At 61.8% G+C, this 16,233-nt stretch carries 10 protein-coding genes; 4 read left to right on the top strand and 6 right to left on the bottom strand.

All coding sequences use genetic code 11. The features are described 5' to 3' along the window. Window positions 1-18 precede the first annotated feature (18 nt). The 4 genes from AC1RJY_RS03880 to AC1RJY_RS03865 are packed head-to-tail and all read right to left on the bottom strand — an operon-like array spanning window position 19 to window position 4,676. Entirely contained in the window at window positions 19-1,062 is a 1,044-nt protein-coding gene (locus AC1RJY_RS03880; protein WP_011774595.1) for a zinc-dependent alcohol dehydrogenase, read from the bottom strand. A gap of 41 nt (window positions 1,063-1,103) precedes the next feature. Then, window positions 1,104-2,402, bottom strand: coding sequence for a four-carbon acid sugar kinase family protein (locus AC1RJY_RS03875; protein ID WP_210063937.1), 1,299 nt, complete (start codon window positions 2,400-2,402; stop codon window positions 1,104-1,106). 1 nt (window position 2,403) lies between these two features. Further along, complete coding sequence (locus AC1RJY_RS03870) at window positions 2,404-3,669, bottom strand: RuBisCO large subunit C-terminal-like domain-containing protein (protein WP_043806032.1); 1,266 nt, start codon at window positions 3,667-3,669, stop codon at window positions 2,404-2,406. A 38-nt stretch (window positions 3,670-3,707) separates the two neighbouring features. Continuing rightward, window positions 3,708-4,676 (bottom strand): 2-keto-3-deoxygluconate permease, encoded by a 969-nt coding sequence (locus AC1RJY_RS03865; RefSeq protein WP_498601436.1) that lies wholly within the window; start codon window positions 4,674-4,676, stop codon window positions 3,708-3,710. A gap of 191 nt (window positions 4,677-4,867) precedes the next feature. Here AC1RJY_RS03865 and AC1RJY_RS03860 point away from each other — a divergent pair, with 191 nt between their 5' ends. The 4 genes from AC1RJY_RS03860 (at window position 4,868) to AC1RJY_RS03845 (ending at window position 11,703) form a co-directional block, all read left to right on the top strand. Beyond that, complete coding sequence (locus AC1RJY_RS03860) at window positions 4,868-5,728, top strand: GntR family transcriptional regulator (protein ID WP_498601434.1); 861 nt, start codon at window positions 4,868-4,870, stop codon at window positions 5,726-5,728. Window positions 5,729-6,880: 1,152 nt separating this feature from the next. Further along, on the top strand, window positions 6,881-9,094 hold the full coding sequence (locus tag AC1RJY_RS03855; RefSeq protein WP_498601433.1) for a DUF7507 domain-containing protein: 2,214 nt from the start codon (window positions 6,881-6,883) through the stop codon (window positions 9,092-9,094). A gap of 86 nt (window positions 9,095-9,180) precedes the next feature. After that, window positions 9,181-10,662, top strand: a complete 1,482-nt coding sequence (locus AC1RJY_RS03850) for a SpaH/EbpB family LPXTG-anchored major pilin (RefSeq protein WP_011774601.1) — start codon at window positions 9,181-9,183, stop codon at window positions 10,660-10,662. Between the two features lie 111 nt (window positions 10,663-10,773). Continuing rightward, window positions 10,774-11,703 carry a class C sortase gene (locus AC1RJY_RS03845; protein WP_014921716.1) on the top strand — a complete coding sequence of 310 codons (930 nt, stop codon included), beginning with the start codon at window positions 10,774-10,776 and terminating at the stop codon, window positions 11,701-11,703. Between the two features lie 78 nt (window positions 11,704-11,781). Here AC1RJY_RS03845 and AC1RJY_RS03840 read toward each other — a convergent pair whose 3' ends face one another. Both AC1RJY_RS03840 and AC1RJY_RS03835 read right to left on the bottom strand, forming a co-directional pair. Beyond that, window positions 11,782-13,452: a sigma-70 family RNA polymerase sigma factor gene (locus AC1RJY_RS03840; protein ID WP_498601431.1), complete on the bottom strand. Its 1,671-nt coding sequence runs from the start codon at window positions 13,450-13,452 to the stop codon at window positions 11,782-11,784. Between the two features lie 392 nt (window positions 13,453-13,844). After that, window positions 13,845-16,199, bottom strand: coding sequence for a thiamine pyrophosphate-binding protein (locus tag AC1RJY_RS03835; RefSeq protein WP_498601430.1), 2,355 nt, complete (start codon window positions 16,197-16,199; stop codon window positions 13,845-13,847). Window positions 16,200-16,233: the final 34 nt, after the last annotated feature.

Raw genomic sequence — 16,233 nt, 5'->3', positions numbered from 1 at the left:
GCCTCCCAGAGGGTCTTATCAGCCGAGGTTCGGGATGAGCAGGACTTTGCAGGCGTCTCCGGTGAGGAGCTCTACGGCTTCGTCAATTTGGCTGAGTTTCATGCGGTGGGTGATGAGCCAGTCAAGTTCCAGTTTTCCGGAGTCCAGTAGCAGCAGGCTTTGTTCCCAGGTTTCCCAGAGCCGGCGGCCGAAGATGCCGCGCAATGTGATGCCCTTTTTGTTGATGTACGCCGCGATATCGACTTCCGCGGGGCGGCTGGGGTGTCCGACGGTGATGACGGTGGCTTCCCGGCGGACGGCTTCGAAGAGGGTTGCCAGTGTGCCTGGTGCTCCGGAGCATTCGAAGGCGACGTCGAAACCGCCGCGGCGGCCGGTTAGTTCGCGGCAGCGTTCAACGATGCCGTCGTTGGGGTGCAGCGCGGTTGCGCCGAGTTTTTCGGCTTGGGCGCGGCGGTAGGGGTTGGGGTCGACGGCGATGACGTGGGAGGCGCCCATGAGTAGAGCCAAGTTCACCACGACGAGACCCACCGGGCCTGCCCCGCTGACGAGCACCGCCCGGCCTGCCACGGAGTAGTTGGCCCGCTGGATGGCGTGGACTGCGACGCCGGCTGCTTCGAGAAGGGCGCCGGATTCCAAGGACAAGCCGGTGGGGAGTTTGACGCAGATGTCCTGCGGCACGGCGGCGTATTCGGCGAAGACGCCGTCGATGTGCATGCCCAGGATGCCTGTGCGTTCGCAGGTATGGGCGTCTCCCGTGCGGCAGGGGAAGCACTGGCCACAGGTCAGGTGGCTTTCGAGGGCAACTTGGTCGCCGACCTTCAGGCCGGTGACGCCCGGGCCGATTTCGACGACGGTGCCCGCGCCTTCGTGGCCGAGGACCACCGGAAGGTTGAGGTTGAAGGCTTGGGCGGAGGGGGTCCATTCGTAGAGTTCGCGGTCGGTGCCGCAGAGGGAGGCAGCGCCGACTTCGATGACGACCGATCCCTCGGTTGCCTTGGGGTCGCCGGCGTCGGTGACGTATGAGACGCCTCGTTCGGCTGCATTTTTGACTACTGCCCGCATGTGGGCCGCCTTTCGTTGGTTCTGGTGATGAGTTGGGGGTGTTAGCTGGGGAGTTCGCCGGCGAATCGGCGCAGGATGTCAGCGGGGCCTACCTGACCGCCTTTGAGCAGGAGTCTGCACCCGCCGACTGTGGAGCCATCGTCGGCTTCCAAGATGGGACCCGCTGTGACGAACTGGTCGGAGACGCGGAGCTGGCGCACGCCCATGGCGATGAGTGCGTGGCTGGAGGTGTCGCCGCCGCAAACGGCGATGTCGCGGGTGAGGCCGGCTGCGGCCATGCGGGCCGCGATGCCGCCGATCAGTGCTCCAACGTAGCCGGCATCAGCCGGTGAGGCGGCTCCATATCGGGGATCCCCGGGACCGCGAGTGGTGTGGACGACGACGTTGCGGCCCTTCTGAAGGGCGTCAGCGACCCGCCGGTCCAGTGAGGCCAGGGCTCCAGCGTCGTGTCCCTGTAGCAGCTCGGCGGGTACTGGCGCGTCCTCCCATCCGTGGGAGACGGCGTCGTTGATCTGTTCTGCTGTGGTGCTGGAGGCAGAGGCGCTGATGGCCAGCACGGGTCCTGAAGGCTGCTGCGGGCCGGGAGTGCGCGGATTCTGGTCAGAAACAGACCGGGCAAGGGCTGCCATGATTCCACCTGAGCCCACAACAAGGGAGGGCCCATGGCCATGCCCCTCCCGGGTGAGCGCTTCAGCGACGGTATCCATATGCTGTTCGTTTACGGCATCGACCACGAAGGCCTGCGCATCGGGGTCCCGGCGCCGGTCTGCCCAGGCGTCCTTGAAAGTCCCGTCGTCATAGGCGGGCAGATGAATGGCTTCGGGTTCCGGAGAGCTGGCCAACTGTTCGGCGAGGACGTGGCGCAGGTCGGCCTCGGCCATGGGGGTGGAGGGGTGCCGGGACATGATGGGGTGGCGGTCCAGCCGGTAGGTCTTGCCTGCGTAGCTCGCGTAGTGGTTGCTGAAGGCTGTGAAGCGGCCGAACCCGGGCTGGGCCGGCACCACGGGGATTGGGCCGTGGAGGGGGAACTGCTGATGCAGCAACTGGATCCCGCGGCCGATGCTGCCAACGGTGGGGGAGCTGTCGAAGGTGGAGCAGACCTTGTAGAGCAGCACTTCCAGGTTTAGTTGCGCAATGCCGGCAAGGTCACGGGCAACCAAGGTGTCGAAAGCTTCCCCAGCCAGGGACCGGGCGGGTCCGGCGATTCCGACGACGTCAGCATCGGTGGGCAGCGGTGAGTCTCCAATGACGAGGACAGCTTCCAGTCCGTATCGATGGGACTGGGCCAGGACATCGGCGGCTCCCGTGAGGTCGTCCGCGACGAAACCAAAAGCGGGCATGTCAGGCACCTTTCCCGAAGGTTTGGACTGCGTGCAGGAGTGCATCGTCCCCGGTGTGGGAACGCTTCTGTGCGGCTTCCTGCAAGGGGACTCCGGCCACTGCAGCTTCCCAAGCTTGTCGGAGGCTGCGCACCCCGGCCCCCGGACCGTCGGGATGGGCCGCGACGCCGCCGCCAGCGAGCATCATGAGGTCTGTGGAGCCCACGGCCTCAAACGTGGGCCCTGGGGTGGTGACGTTTTGGCCCGAGGACAGGACGGGCAGCGGTGCGGTGGTCTGTCCCAGGGGTTCGAGCAGGCTGCGGATGTTCGCGGCGACCTCTTCGTCCAGTTCGTAGAACTTGCTGCCGAGTCCGCTGGCGTGCAGGTGGTCCGCGCCGGCGAGGCGCGCCATCTGCTGCCACACCCGGTAATCCATGCCGAGGCCCTTGGACCGCATCGAGGCGGCGAGGCCGGCGCGGTGGCCGTGGATGGGAACTTCGGCGAAGCTGCGCAGTAAGGCCAATGCGGGAAGGCCCATGACCGGGATGTTCAGCATCACGCAGCGGCCGCCGGCTTCGACCACCAGATCATGGCGCTTTTTGAGGCCGGCAAGGTCCCCGGTGATGTTGAAGGCATACATGGTGGAGTGGCCGGTGACCTGTTCTGCGGCGCGGATTTCTTCGGTGGCCACAGCAACCCGGCGTTCCAAGGGCAGGTACGCGGGGTCGGTCATCAATTCGTCGTCTTTGATGAGGTCGATGGAGGCCATGGCCAAGTCGCGCACCACGAGCCGGAATTCTTCTTCCGAAAGCCCGACGTTGGGTTTGACGATGGTTCCCACCATGACGCCTTGGACGTCGCTGATGAGTTTGCGCGTCCCCTCGATGCCGAAAGCCGGGCCGGGATGGGCGGCGACAAAGTCCTCGGGGAGGGCGATGTCCTGCAGTCTGCAAGCGTAGAGCTCGCCCAGTTCGAAGAGGTTGCCGGCGATCGCGGTCTGCAGGGTTGCCAGGTCGGTGCCGATATTTTCCATAGGGAAATCGACGGTGACGAGGGCGGCACGGACCTTCTCCGGGGTTGCCCGTGATGGCAGTGAGGGCCGGCAGAAGCCTAGCTCCTGGACATCTGAGATACGGGCGGCGTGCCTCTCACGGATGCGGGCAGACTCGCCGGGTACCGGCATGAACGTGCCGCTGGATTGTTCGCCTGCCATGATGGCCGCGGCTTTTGCAGGGTCGATTTCCGACTCAAGGTAATAGGTGCATCGCACCGAGCGCGGATCGCGCATGGTCTCTCCGTCCATGAAGGGGATGTACAAGTAAAGGTTCAGACTGCGGCGGGGACCGGATCGGCTGGCTGCAGGCCTCCGGCCCGCTTCAAGGCCCAAGAGGCGACGATCGGGGCAAGCAGTGCTGTCACGAGAACTGCCGTTGCGGCCTGGGCTGACGCGGAGGCGACGAAGGGCTCGAACCTGGGGTCTGCGACGGCGACCACTGCAGGTACGGCGACGGCGTTGCCGGCCGTTGTGCCGGCCGCGAACCCGATACCGCTTTTGGAACCGCGCCTGAGGATGAACCGGTACCCGAGATAGGTTAGGCCGCCAGTGAAGACGACGACGATCAGGCCGAGGAAGATCCCGGCGAAACCACCGGTGAGCACGGTCTTGAGGTTGATGCCCGTGCCAACGGCGAAGGACATGAAGGGGATCACGATGTTCGGTACGTGGTCCAGGGCCCTCGTCCACTCACGATCGACGGCGCCGATGAAGAGACCGATGATGAACGGGATCAGTGCAGCGGCGAAGGCCAATACAGGGATATCGCCCAGCCCTGATGCACCCAGGAAGATCAGGGCCAGGAATGGCCCGTCATCAAAGGCGCTGGCCACGTAGGCGCCGGTGTCCCGCTCGTCACCGTACTGGCCGGCGAAGGCCAGCCACAAGGCGCCGTTGCTGTTTCCAAAGATTGCCAGCATGGCCAGGATCGACACACCTGCGATGCCATCGATGCCGACCACCAGGCCCAGGATCACCGCGATGGTGGCCGGGATCAACGTCTTGCAAACCAGGACAACCGTGGTGGTGGACGCGGCGGCCTTTCCGCTGTGGCTTCCGGTGATCTGGGCTCCGGTGGCCAGGATCAGCACCGCGATCAGCGTCAAGGCCCCGTCCTTGAAAAGCGCCGTGGTGAAACCGCCGATTTTCAGGGCTTCGGGCGCAAAGGTGTTCATCAGTACGCCCAGCATGAGCGGTATCAGCATCATGCCGGCGGGCACCTTCTGGAGGAAGGCAAACATCGGTATCCGAGAACGCCCGGACCTCAAATGCATCTGCGTCATTATTCGACCTTTCTACGCCATTGTATGTTCCAGCCGACGGATCAAGTCCGTACAATTAGTACGTACATTACATGTGGGGTGGATCACTCGTCAAGGATGAGATGAGGCCCGGGCGGGCTATGATGTGCTCGAACGCCAAAGGAGTCAGTGTGAGTGTGCAACCCACCGGGGGAGAGCCCCGGGAACGGTCCAACGGCCTGAACCGTGCGGAGGGGCCGCCCCTTCATGCGCAGATCCGGGACATCCTTCACCGGCAGATCCTGGACCGGCCATTGCTGCCCGGTTCTCCGCTGCCCACTGAGGAGGAACTCCAGAAACAGTTCGGCGTCTCCCGCAGTGTCGTGCGCCAGGCGTTGTCCGGACTTTCAGACCTCGGGTTGATCCGCCGCCAACGCGGCCGCGGCAGCGTGGTGGCCGCCGCACCGGTCCTCCGAAGGCATCTGCAACAAGCCGGAGGACTTGACGAACAAGCAGCGGCGCACGGCCAGCGCCTCCGAACCCACGTCATCTCCGTGGAACACGCCACCCCGCCTGAGCCGGCGGTAGAGGCTTTGAACACCACCAACACCTGGAGAATCGAACGCATCCGCTACCTGGAAGAGACCCCAGTGGCGTTCATGCGCACCTGGGTTCCCCGCGACCTCTTTCCGCACTTCACCAAAGAGTTGCTGGAAAACGCATCACTTCTTGGCCTCATGCGGGAGCATGGCTACCACCCGGCAGGCGGACCCCGGCAAGTTCAGGCAGTGGCGGCAGATGCCGACCTTGCACAAAAACTCGAATCCACTGCCCGCGAACCCCTCCTCCTGCTTCAAGGGGTAACGAGTGACGCGCTCGGTCATGGCCTCGAATGGTTCAACGTCTGGCACAGCCCCAATACCGTCTTTGACGTCGACGCACAGGTAACCTCACAGCCAGGGCGCGTGTCGCAGGATCACATCAGCCGCCTGCGGAGCCTAACCCGGCAACTTGAATCCGAACTGGCAGAAATTGAACGAGGTGTCCGTTAAAGGGCGCTGATGACGACGGTGACTTGGGGCAGAAAAACAACCGCGTTTCCCGCGGTGGGGAGCGCGGTTGGCTTTGTGCCTGCGCCGAACGGCCGTATCGAGTAAGTGTCCGCAAGTGTCCGCACTCACTGTCCCGGACTGGGCCGAACACCCACCGGACGGCCACTGATTCCGCACGTCCGCCTCTTCGCAGTCTTTCCACGGCCTGAATCCCATTCGAGTCCCGGTTCGTGCACTGCAGGGTTGTCGGCGGCCAGCTGCCGGTAAATCGACGGCGTCCAAGCCGTCTCTGCGGCATTGATACCCGGTCGTCTACTCTGGGCGATCCGGATAGCTACCCTCCGTTCTTCCAAGGCCATCTGCCCCCTCGGGAACGACCCACTAGATAAGATTCCCCGCAACTCCATCATTTGGTTTTCGTTTAGGTCAGCTGCACTGGCAGCGGGGACTGCAGAGTCAGATTGCGCCCGGGTAACCGACATAGCAGCGGGTAGATGGCGCCGGTGAAGGGTGTCGAACGCCCGAAGGCCGCCCCCCGCACTTTGGAGATGAGGGCGGGATTCGAACATTCCACGTGCGGGAGCTGAGGGCTCGCCAACGACGGCCTCAAGGGGCGTCAGTAATAGGTGACTATCAAAAACTTCTGAGAATCTGCGACACACTCGGCGCTGATTCGCATCTTCATTAGTGGAGCGTCGCCCTTGCGTAAAGTGCGCGCGCTGCCCTGTACACATGTCGCTCCCGCAGCTGGAGCGAATGCGCAAGAGTTCTCGGAAGGACACTCCATTGAAGTTTTCCCGTGGGGGAGCGACAGCCCTTGTTGCTGCCTTGATGGTGGTCCTGGGAGGGCTGTCATTCGGCGTGCCCGCTCAGGCATATGAGGTGGCGACTACTCCGGCGAATGTGGGTGGCGGCGTTGCCGTGCTGACGATGCCCGGGTCGGGTCTGACCGCAACCTTCGACCAGTCGGGGTTGACGGGCTTAGTGGGGAGGACGACGCTGAATAGCCGGGGATATGTCGGCTCCGACTACCCCCAAGGCGTTCCCGGGACTTCTCCAGCTGTCGAGTTTGCTACTGATGCCACAAATAACTGCGCAGCCAGCGGCCCGTGCTCTGGTCTGGGTACAGTCACTGTCGCTTTTAGTCAGCCGGTGAGAAATCCAGTGTTAAATCTGGCAGGCATAGGCGGCTTCGTGCTGTTGGACGAAGATGACGACGGCGACGTGGATCGTCAGTCGCAGTTGCATGTGGTCCTTAGCCTTGCCACGGGCGGTTTGACGATGAGCAAGCTGTCCGGGAGTAACCTCGCAGTTAACGGCAATTCCATTACGGCTATTAATGACAAAACTGGCACTGCGTGCAACACCACTGCTCAAGCCGGAGATCCCAGTCCCCTGAATGCCGGGGCCACAGCTGCGTGTGGATCGGTGCGCGTGAACGGTGTTGTGACGTCGTTGACCTTCAATGTCAGCAGCGTCTTCGTTCCCGTCAGCAGCGCGATGCCAGGTTACACGAATAGTGATATTCAGGACCCTGAACACAACGCGGACAACTTCGTCATGGCCGTAACGGTTCCGCAGGACTTCGGGGATGCCCCGGCGTCCTACGACCAAAACAACGCCGCTCGGGCAGTCATATCGGACGTCACGCTGGGTAGCAACATCACTGAAGACAACCCTACCGTCGCCAACGGCACAGCGTCACCGAACGCCAGTGCGACAGCAGCGCTGGACCAGATGGACGATGGCGTAGTGCTGGCTCCTATGACGGCGGGGGCAACAAGTTACTCCACAACCGTCGCCATTAGCGGTGCCAGCAAGGCCGGTATCACGTGCGGATGGATTGACCTTAACAAGAACAACACGTTCGACAACACAGCCGAACGTGCCTGCGCCAACTTTGTTGCCGGAGCTACGTCGGCCACGCTAGCCTGGTCCGCTGTTCCCGCGACTTTGACTGCCGGGACCACGTACGCTCGCTTTCGGATCGGCTACACCGCATCGCAGATTCAAGTGCCGATTGGGCCATCCAACTCCGGCGAGGTCGAGGACTACGTCGTCACCATCGCCCCCGCAGGCGTCCCTGCCATCACGCTGCTCAAGACCGTCGACAAGACGACTCTTGTGGCCGGCCAGACGGCAACCTACACCTTCGTCGCCAAGAACACAGGCAACGTCACTTTGACCGGTGTCGTGATAAGTGAAACTCAGTTCTCCGGCACAGGGACCATGTCAGCTTTGACTTACTCCTGGCCGGGGGTGCCCGGTGTGTTGCTGGCAGGACAATCGGTAACTGCCACGGCCACCTACGTTGTGACCCAGAACGATAGCACCACCGGGGTTCTGACCAACACCGCCAAAGTCACCGGCAATCCACCCATAGGTCCACCGGTCACCGCCACGGACGATGCAGAAATCAAGGCGCCCCCGGCGTGGAAGATTAAGAAGACCGCCACGGTCAACGGTGCAGTTCCCGCGAACGGATCGGTAACGCCCGGCGAAACCATCAACTACTCAGTGACAGCGACCAGTCTCAGCGGCATCATCACCGGAGTGGTCCTCAAGGACAATCTCGCTGACGTTCTGGACGATGCCACGTACGTCCCCGGCTCGGCAACCCTCACCATAGGTACAGGAACCCCTGTTGCGGTGGCGGATCCTGTAGCCCCGTCAACAACATTGACAACGGCCGCTTTCACGCTTCCGGCCGGTCAAACAGCGACACTGCGCTACAGCGTGACAGTCAATAGCGGTGCCTGGAATGCCACGTTGGTTAATACTGTCAGTGGCGGCGGCAGCACCTCTCCCCAAACCTGCGCCGAATCAGGCTCCTCCGGTCCCGGCCCCGACTGCATCACCACACACCAGACATCCGCCAAGGTCCTCATCGAAAAGATCGGTGAATCCTCTGACGAGGAGTGGGTCAGAATGGCCGGCTCGTCCTGGACGATCTACACCAACAATAACGGCGTCCCCGGACCTGCCCTTGTAAGCCCAACCGCGGTTGCGGTCGCAGGCGAAACAGGTTTGTTCCAACTCGAGGGAATCGAACCCGGTATCTATTGGCTCGAAGAGACCACGGCACCTGAAGGGTTCAACCTGTTGGCCGAACCTGTGCAGTTCACCGTTGCAGCTAACGGCGCGGTGACAGTCGGACAAGGCAGCGGTACGGGCATCGTGACCAACGGTGACAGCGACGGTGATGGGATATTCCTCCTTACCGTGCGCGACGTGCCCGCTTTGGAAATGCCCGAGTCCGGCGGCATCGGCTGGTGGCCCTTCACCGCAACCGGATCGGTTCTCGTCCTCACGGCCCTCGGCCTGGGACTGGCCAGCGTGCGTCGCCGAAACATCACCATCACTTAGGCCTCCCGGAGGCCGCTAGCGCGGCAGTCCCGGAACACAGAATGTTCACTCCCGAGCATCCGTACCATCAATAGAAAGAGACACAAGTGAGTAATCCCAGCTCTTTGCGGTTACTGAAAACCGCCGCCGCGACAATGGCCGGGGCGGTGCTGGCCATGTCGTTCTCCATCGCACCAGCCTCCGCAGCGCCCCTTGTCGATGGCGACCAAACCGGTTCCATCACCGTCCACAAGTTCGAACGCCCGACGACACCCACAGGCCTTCCAAACAACGGCACCGCCGTGGAAACTACTGGACTGACGCCTTTGGCCGGCATCGGATTCACAATCCAGCAGGTCAACACCATCGACCTGTCCACGAACGCCGGCTGGGACTCAGCCCACAACCTGAGCAGCGTCTTCGCTCCGTCGGACGCAGCTGGTTCCATCACGGGCGCTGGATACACTTTGGGTGCGGGACAGGCACAGACCACCGCTGCTGATGGCAGCGCATCGTTCGCCAACCTCCCTGTCGGCCTGTACTTGGTCACCGAGACCAACTATCCGGCCGGCGTCACCCCGGCAGCTCCGTTCCTGATTTCCGTGCCGTTGACGGACCCGGACAACAAAGACAAGTGGATCTACGATGTTCACGTCTACCCCAAGAACTCGATTGCCGGGGCCGAGAAAACCGTTACGGATGCCCCTGATGTGAAGCTGGGCGACCAGATTGACTTCACCATCACCGGTGACATCCCCAACGAAGCAGTCATTGACGGGTACAAGATCGTCGACGTGCTCGACCCCAAGCTGACCTACGTGGGCGCCACGGCTACCCTGCTTGATGGCACGGTTATCACCGAAGGCACTCACTACAACGTCGTCTTCGACGCAGCAACCAACACTGTCTCCGTTGTCTTCACCGATGCCGGTCGTGCCGTGCTTGCTGCACACAATGCCACTCGCGTCCAGGTTGTTGTGAACACCACCGTGAACACCATCGGTGAAATCGAAAACGAAGCACTGGTCTACCCGAACCTTCCCAGCTTCACGGTCACCCCGGGTCAGCCCGGTGGCCCGATCGTGACGCCCCCGGTAGTTACCAAGTGGGGCGAAATGACGCTTCAGAAGGTAAACGAGAACGGCACTGCTCTAGCTGGGGCTTCCTTCTCGGTTTACACCAACGAAGCTGACGCGCTGGCCGGTACCAACCCGGTCGTGCTGAACGGCCAGAGCATCTTCACCGTCGCTGCCGATGGCACCATGACCATCTCCGGTCTGCGCTACTCCGACTGGGCAGATGGCACAGCTGTTGCACCGGGTTCGGCTGACTACCGCACCTATTACTTGGTCGAGACCACAGCCCCGGCCGGGTACGAGTTGCTTGCAGAGCCGATCTCCTTCCTGATCAACTCTGCCAGCACGAGCGTCGGCATTGACCTGAGCGTAAAGAACATCGCGTCCAACGGCGGCTTCGAACTGCCACTCACCGGTGGCACGGGAACCGGATTGCTGTATGCAGCCGGTGCCCTTCTGGTTGTTGGTGCAGGCCTGCTGTTCGTACGGAACCGCAAGACCACCAACAGCTAACATCTGCGGAGCCGCAAGTAGGCGCCCAGCTAGCGAAAGTGGGGGAGAGCGCGTCACAGCGCCCTTCCCCACTTTGAAGTTTCAGCACTAACCCTCCGCTATAGGACCCTGATGACTCACAACGCAGCCCCTTCCCGACGTGACCTCGGCCGAGTCATCGGACCATGGAGCAAACAACGAATCCTCGTGGTCCTGATCGCCATCACGGGTGTAGGTATCCTGCTCTACCCAACAGCCGCCGCATGGTTTTCAGACCGGGTCCATGCCACCGAAATCAGTGGGTACGTCGCCACTGTCGAAAATCTGAATCCCTCCGAAAAAACATCGATCCTTGACTCGGCAAGAAAGTTCAACGAAGAACTTCCTTCCGGCCCTCTCCGGGATCCCTATTCCCTCAATGAGGAGGGCAAACAAACCACTATCGGCGCAGGTTCAGACGCCTACCAGAATCTCCTGGATGTGGGTCCCGGCGGAATGATGGGCAGGATAAGTATTCCTTCCATTCATACGGACCTGCCAATTTTCCACGGCACGGACGAAGACTCGCTGTCCAAGGGTGCAGGACACCTCTTCGGTTCGGCACTGCCAGTTGGGGGACAGGGAACCCATGGTGTTCTCAGCGCGCACTCGGGTTTCGTCAACGCCACCCTTTTCGAGGACCTCGATAAAGTCGCTGAAGGCGATACGTTCAGCATCAGCGTCCTGGACCAGACCATTTACTACAAAGTCGACTCCATCCAAACCGTTCTGCCAAACCAAACGGACGCGCTTCGAAAGGTGCCCGACAAGGACTACGTAACTCTCGTCACCTGTACACCCACAGGCGTCAACAGCCACCGTCTGCTCGTCCGCGGCGAACGCACGGAGGCGCCAAGTGCCGAGAGCCCGCAAACAATGCCCAGTCGAGCGTCGGACCCGGGCTTCCCTTGGTGGGTATTGGGCCTCATTGGCGCGGCAACGGTTGCCATTCTCATCACCCGTCCGCAGAAGACACCTCAAGGCATCGGGGCGACTCAACGACCCGCAACCATCCACGCCTAGCCGCCCTCGGCTTCGAATATCGGTGCTCCCGGCCCATGCGCAGGGTTCGAACAAGGCGGCCAGGTGACTTGTGAGTGCTCAGAACCTATTGGAGAAGGAAAGCGAAGCGAGCCCGGTTCCAGTGAATCCATAGTCGACTGTGTTTTGGGAGATTGAGTCTTTTCGGGATACTCCAAGCGTGAATTGGAGGTTGTCTGGGTCCACCCGGGTGCTAGTGCATTGGATTCGCTTTGTGTCGGTGTTCGGGGACGCGCAGTTCCATCCATCAGGATGAGAGAGTTTTCCTGGGATCAGGTGTGCACCTTCTGATACTGAGAAGTCTACTTCAGCGGTGTCAGGTGTCTTCTGGCCGAGTAAATTGAAGGTTATCGTGATGTGGACATCGGCTGCGGCTGTGCCAGGCCCTGAACTAAAGTCTGCGGTTATCAGTTGTGGCGTGGTTTCGCTGGACGATGGTGTTGGGCTGGGGGTCGTGGGCCCAGTGGGTGCCGGGCCAGGCGTAGTGGTGAGTATCGGCGCCGGAGTCCGACTGGTGCCGGGTAGCGGCGTCGAAGGCGGGCGGGATCCCTGTGAGGTGGCATTCGGCGTCGGCGACGGGACGGGACGGCTCGCAGAGACGGGAAACACGGCCGGACTGTTTCGCGCGCTGTTGGGAGCCGGGAACGGTTGCGGATTCGGGAGGAGCTCTTTCGTGGGGGGAGCGGAGGCAACTGACGTTGGTTGCTCCCGCGCGGCAGGTGTCCGACTGTTGTCCATTGTTGGGGATTTGGTGACCGGGCTGCCGTTTGCTGAAGCGGCAGCTGGTAGATAGCCCGCCTCTGCTCGTTCTGCACCATCAGTTCTGGCGGCGGCCAAGCCGAAGGTGGCGCCCACAATGACGGCCGCTCCGGTCAGGGCCACTGCCCCGGCTTTCAGCATAGTGGACATGGATTTCGGGGCGGCCCCTGCACCGGCGCCAATCAGCGTACCGGCGACTGCAGGGACGCCAGCGGTAAACGCCATGCCCGTGATCAGCGGGAAGATGACGACTCTCATGGAGGATTGGACGTCGTTCAGGTCCACAAGCAGGGCCGTGCATTTGGAGCATGACTCAAGATGAGCACGGAGCTTATCCTGGGAGCGTCGGCTGAGTCCATTGCGGGAATATGCTCCGAGCTTGTCTGAGTATCCTTCGCACTCCTCGCCTGATGAGGCTTTGATGTGGTGCTGCAAGTATGCCTGCCGTAGGGCTTCCCGGGCACGAATGGCCAGAGACGATACCCCGTTAGGAGTTACCCCTAGAATTTTGGAGGCGGCCGCCGGTTTCATTCCCTCGACGTCGATATACCAAAGGACTTCTTGCCAACGCTCAGGTAGGGACTTGAATGCTGTTGCCACTGTGCTGGACTCAAATTCGGCCAGTACGGGGTCGTTAAATTCGTCAGTCCGGTCTAGCGCTAGGCTGTCGGAACCCGGCAAGCTGCGGGCCGCCGAGCGGTTTTGAGCCTGCGCGGTACGCCGTACAGCTGTGAGTAGATAGGCCCGAAAGAATGAATCGGGTCCCATGCCGCGCAAGAGGGCCCGGTGGACGGAGGCGAACGCATCCGAGGCAATGTCCTCGATATCGGCGGGGTTGTTGGCTTGCCCGGCTGCGACGTACCGTGCCATGTCCCAGTGCCGGTCAAACAGAGTCCCAAAGGCGTCCTGGTCTCCCGATCTAACTCTCAGGATGAGCTCGGCATCGCTTGCAGCCTCGGTTACACATGCCACTGATTTTCCTACCTTCTGGGTTTATATCGTTTTCTGGCGTTTCATTCTGAGTTGAAAAAATTGGGCTTTGGTGCTGGTTTGGCGGTCAGAGTAGGAGAACTTGCCGGCGTGACTATGGGGCCAGCCCTGATGACGATTCCAACCAGCGCTTCCACCAGGCCAGGTGGACCTGCCCGCTGCGCACTCCAAAGCAAGTGGGTGACTAGGCGATATGGATGAATTGTCGCGATCGAGCAGTGAGAGCATGTCCACAGCAGCCGATAACCCTCCTACTTATAAAGTGTGTGCAGCGGGCCATATCTGTCGCGAAATGATGAAAATGTGTTCGGAAACACTGTTGGCCGACCCATTCTGGTTCGAACGGCCGGTGGACAACCCTTGTATCCGTGCTATCACTGGACTAAGTCCAGGACAGCGCGGACGATGCTGCCGGTGTCGATCCCGTGGTAGCGGTAGACGTCGTCGATGCCTCCAGCCTGGCCGAAGGCGTCTACGCCGAGGTTGCGGCTTTTTACCTGATGCACGCTGGCGAGGAATGCGAGTGTGTGGGGGTGGCCGTCGAGTACGGTGACCATGGGGACGGCACGCTCGCGGGGGAGAATTTGATCCAAGATCCACGATTGTGCGTCCTGGTTCTGCCCATTTCGGCTTTGCAAGGCTTCGTAGAGCAGGCCAGGGCTGGTGACACATACGACGTCAACGGGGATTCCTTGGGTGGCGAGTCGCTCGGAGGCTGTGAGGGCTTCCGGGACCATGGCCCCCATGGCGACTATCGTCGCGGCCGGTGTCGTGGCTGCGAGGAGCATGTAGCCACCGGCGACCACTTGGCGACGGCGACGCTCGCGGGCGGCGGGATCTTCCGGGATCGCTGCCAGTTGCTGGTCAACCGGTTTTGTGGAGAGCCTCAAGTAGGCGGACTTGCCGTCAGCTCGTCCGAGTTGGGACATTGAGGCGAGCAGTGTCCACTCGACATCGATGGCAAAGGCCGGTTCGTAGCTGGTGCAGCCGGGCTGTTCCAGTCCGATGGAGGGAGTTTTGATGGACTGATGGGCCCCGCCCTCGGGTGCGAGCGTCACGCCCGAAGGCGTGCCTACCAAGATTGACTGGCCGCCGGCGTAGATGCCGTATGACCACGGTTCCAAGGCACGCTCGACGAACGGGTCATAGACCACACCGATCGGGAACAGCGGCTGGCCCCAGCGGCTCCAGGTCGCGCCGAGCTCGCCCAGAAGGCTGACCAGGTTGACTTCAGCGATGCCGAGTTCGATGTGCTGCCCGGTGGGCTTTTCTCGCCAGTGCATGACGGTCTCTGCGTCATCGCTGAACCAGTTCGGGCGCTCTTCAACGGACCACACGCCCACCTTGTTCAGCCAGCCGGCGAGATTGGTGCTGGAACTCACATCCGGGCTGACAGTCACCAGGCGGCGGGCGACTTCGGGCGCGGCACGGCTGACGTCCAACAGCGTGCGGCCCAAGGCTGCCTGCGTGGTTGCCGTGCCAGAGGGCGTCCTGCCGAAATCTGCCGGTACCGCAGGCGGGGCGACGGCAGGTTCGGCAACGCGACGGAGGTTTTCAGCTGTGGTTCCTATCAGCTGCCCCTCGGGGCATGCGGGGTCGAACCGATTCCAAGGTGCGTCTGGGTTCTCGCCCAATCTGGCGGCGAGTTGGCGGTACTGATCAACGGTGAGCAGCGAGGAGTGGTTCTGGGGATGGCCCTCGGTGGGCAGTCCGTTTCCCTTGACGGTGTAAGCGATAATTACAGTGGGGCGGGTGTCATCAATCTGGGAGTAAGCCTCGCGCAACGCGGCAAGGTCGTGCCCACCCAGGTTCCTGATGGCCAGCGTCAGGGTTTGGTCCTCGACGTCGGCAATGAGTTCCGCGATGGCCGCAGCCCGTGCGCCCTCGCCGGGGAGCCGGCGGCGCAGTTCTTCGACGGAGCAGCGCAGGAGCCTCTGGTATTCGGGGTTTGGCATGTCAACAATCCGCTTCCGCAGCGCGTCACCTCCGGTCCTGGCCATGAGACTTTCCAAGACGTGACCGAAGCGCACGGTGATGACCTGCCAACCAGCGGCAGAGAAGAGACGCTCGATTTTGCCCGCTGCAATGTTTGGCACCACCCGGTCAAGGGACTGCCTGTTCAGGTCGACGATCCAGACGATCTCACCAAGATCCGCAACGTTGGAGTCCAGAACGGCTTCCCAGACGGCGCCCTCGTCCAGTTCAGCGTCGCCGACGAGCGAGTACTGGCGCCCACGGTTCGGTGTGCCGCTCACGGTCTCGATGTATCGCCGCGAAATAGCACCCCAGATGGGGGCTGTGGCTCCGATGCCGACGGAGCCCGTGGAGTAGTCAACCGGATCCGGATCCTTGGAACGGCTGGGATAGCTCTGCAGCCCGCCGAACTCACGCAACGTTGTGAGGTACTTTTCATCCAAGCTGCCCAACAGATAGTTGATGCCGTGGAGCACCGGCGAAGCGTGCGGCTTCACCGAGACTCGGTCCTCGGCGCGAAGCTGTCCGAACCAGAGCGAGGTCATGATCGTGGCAATGGAGGCACTCGAGGCCTGATGCCCGCCTACCTTGATGCCGGATGTGTTCGGACGCACCTTGTTTGCGTGGTGGATGATGGATGTCGCAAGCCACAGAACACGGCGTTCTATCGCTGCAAGTGCCTTCAGTTGGGGGTCGTCGGAGGTCGAAACGGTATTCGCCGCCAGCTCATCATCAGTGAGTGGGGTCAGGTTCATTGGATGCCTTAAAGTGTGTTCGTAGGTCATGGGG

The sequence above is a fragment of the Arthrobacter sp. GW822-FHT05G07 genome (assembly GCF_058799755.1).
Note: the sequence above shows the minus strand (reverse complement) of the source record. Positions and strands in the feature narration are given on the sequence as shown.

Coding starts and splice junctions, on each gene's coding strand:
- AC1RJY_RS03880 (WP_011774595.1), bottom strand. CDS start 1,062: ATGCGGGCAGTAGTCAAAAATGCAGCCGAACGAGGCGTCTCATACGTC.
- AC1RJY_RS03875 (WP_210063937.1), bottom strand. CDS start 2,402: ATGCCCGCTTTTGGTTTCGTCGCGGACGACCTCACGGGAGCCGCCGAT.
- AC1RJY_RS03870 (WP_043806032.1), bottom strand. CDS start 3,669: ATGCGCGATCCGCGCTCGGTGCGATGCACCTATTACCTTGAGTCGGAA.
- AC1RJY_RS03865 (WP_498601436.1), bottom strand. CDS start 4,676: ATGTTTGCCTTCCTCCAGAAGGTGCCCGCCGGCATGATGCTGATACCG.
- AC1RJY_RS03845 (WP_014921716.1), top strand. CDS start 10,774: ATGACTCACAACGCAGCCCCTTCCCGACGTGACCTCGGCCGAGTCATC.
- AC1RJY_RS03835 (WP_498601430.1), bottom strand. CDS start 16,199: ATGAACCTGACCCCACTCACTGATGATGAGCTGGCGGCGAATACCGTT.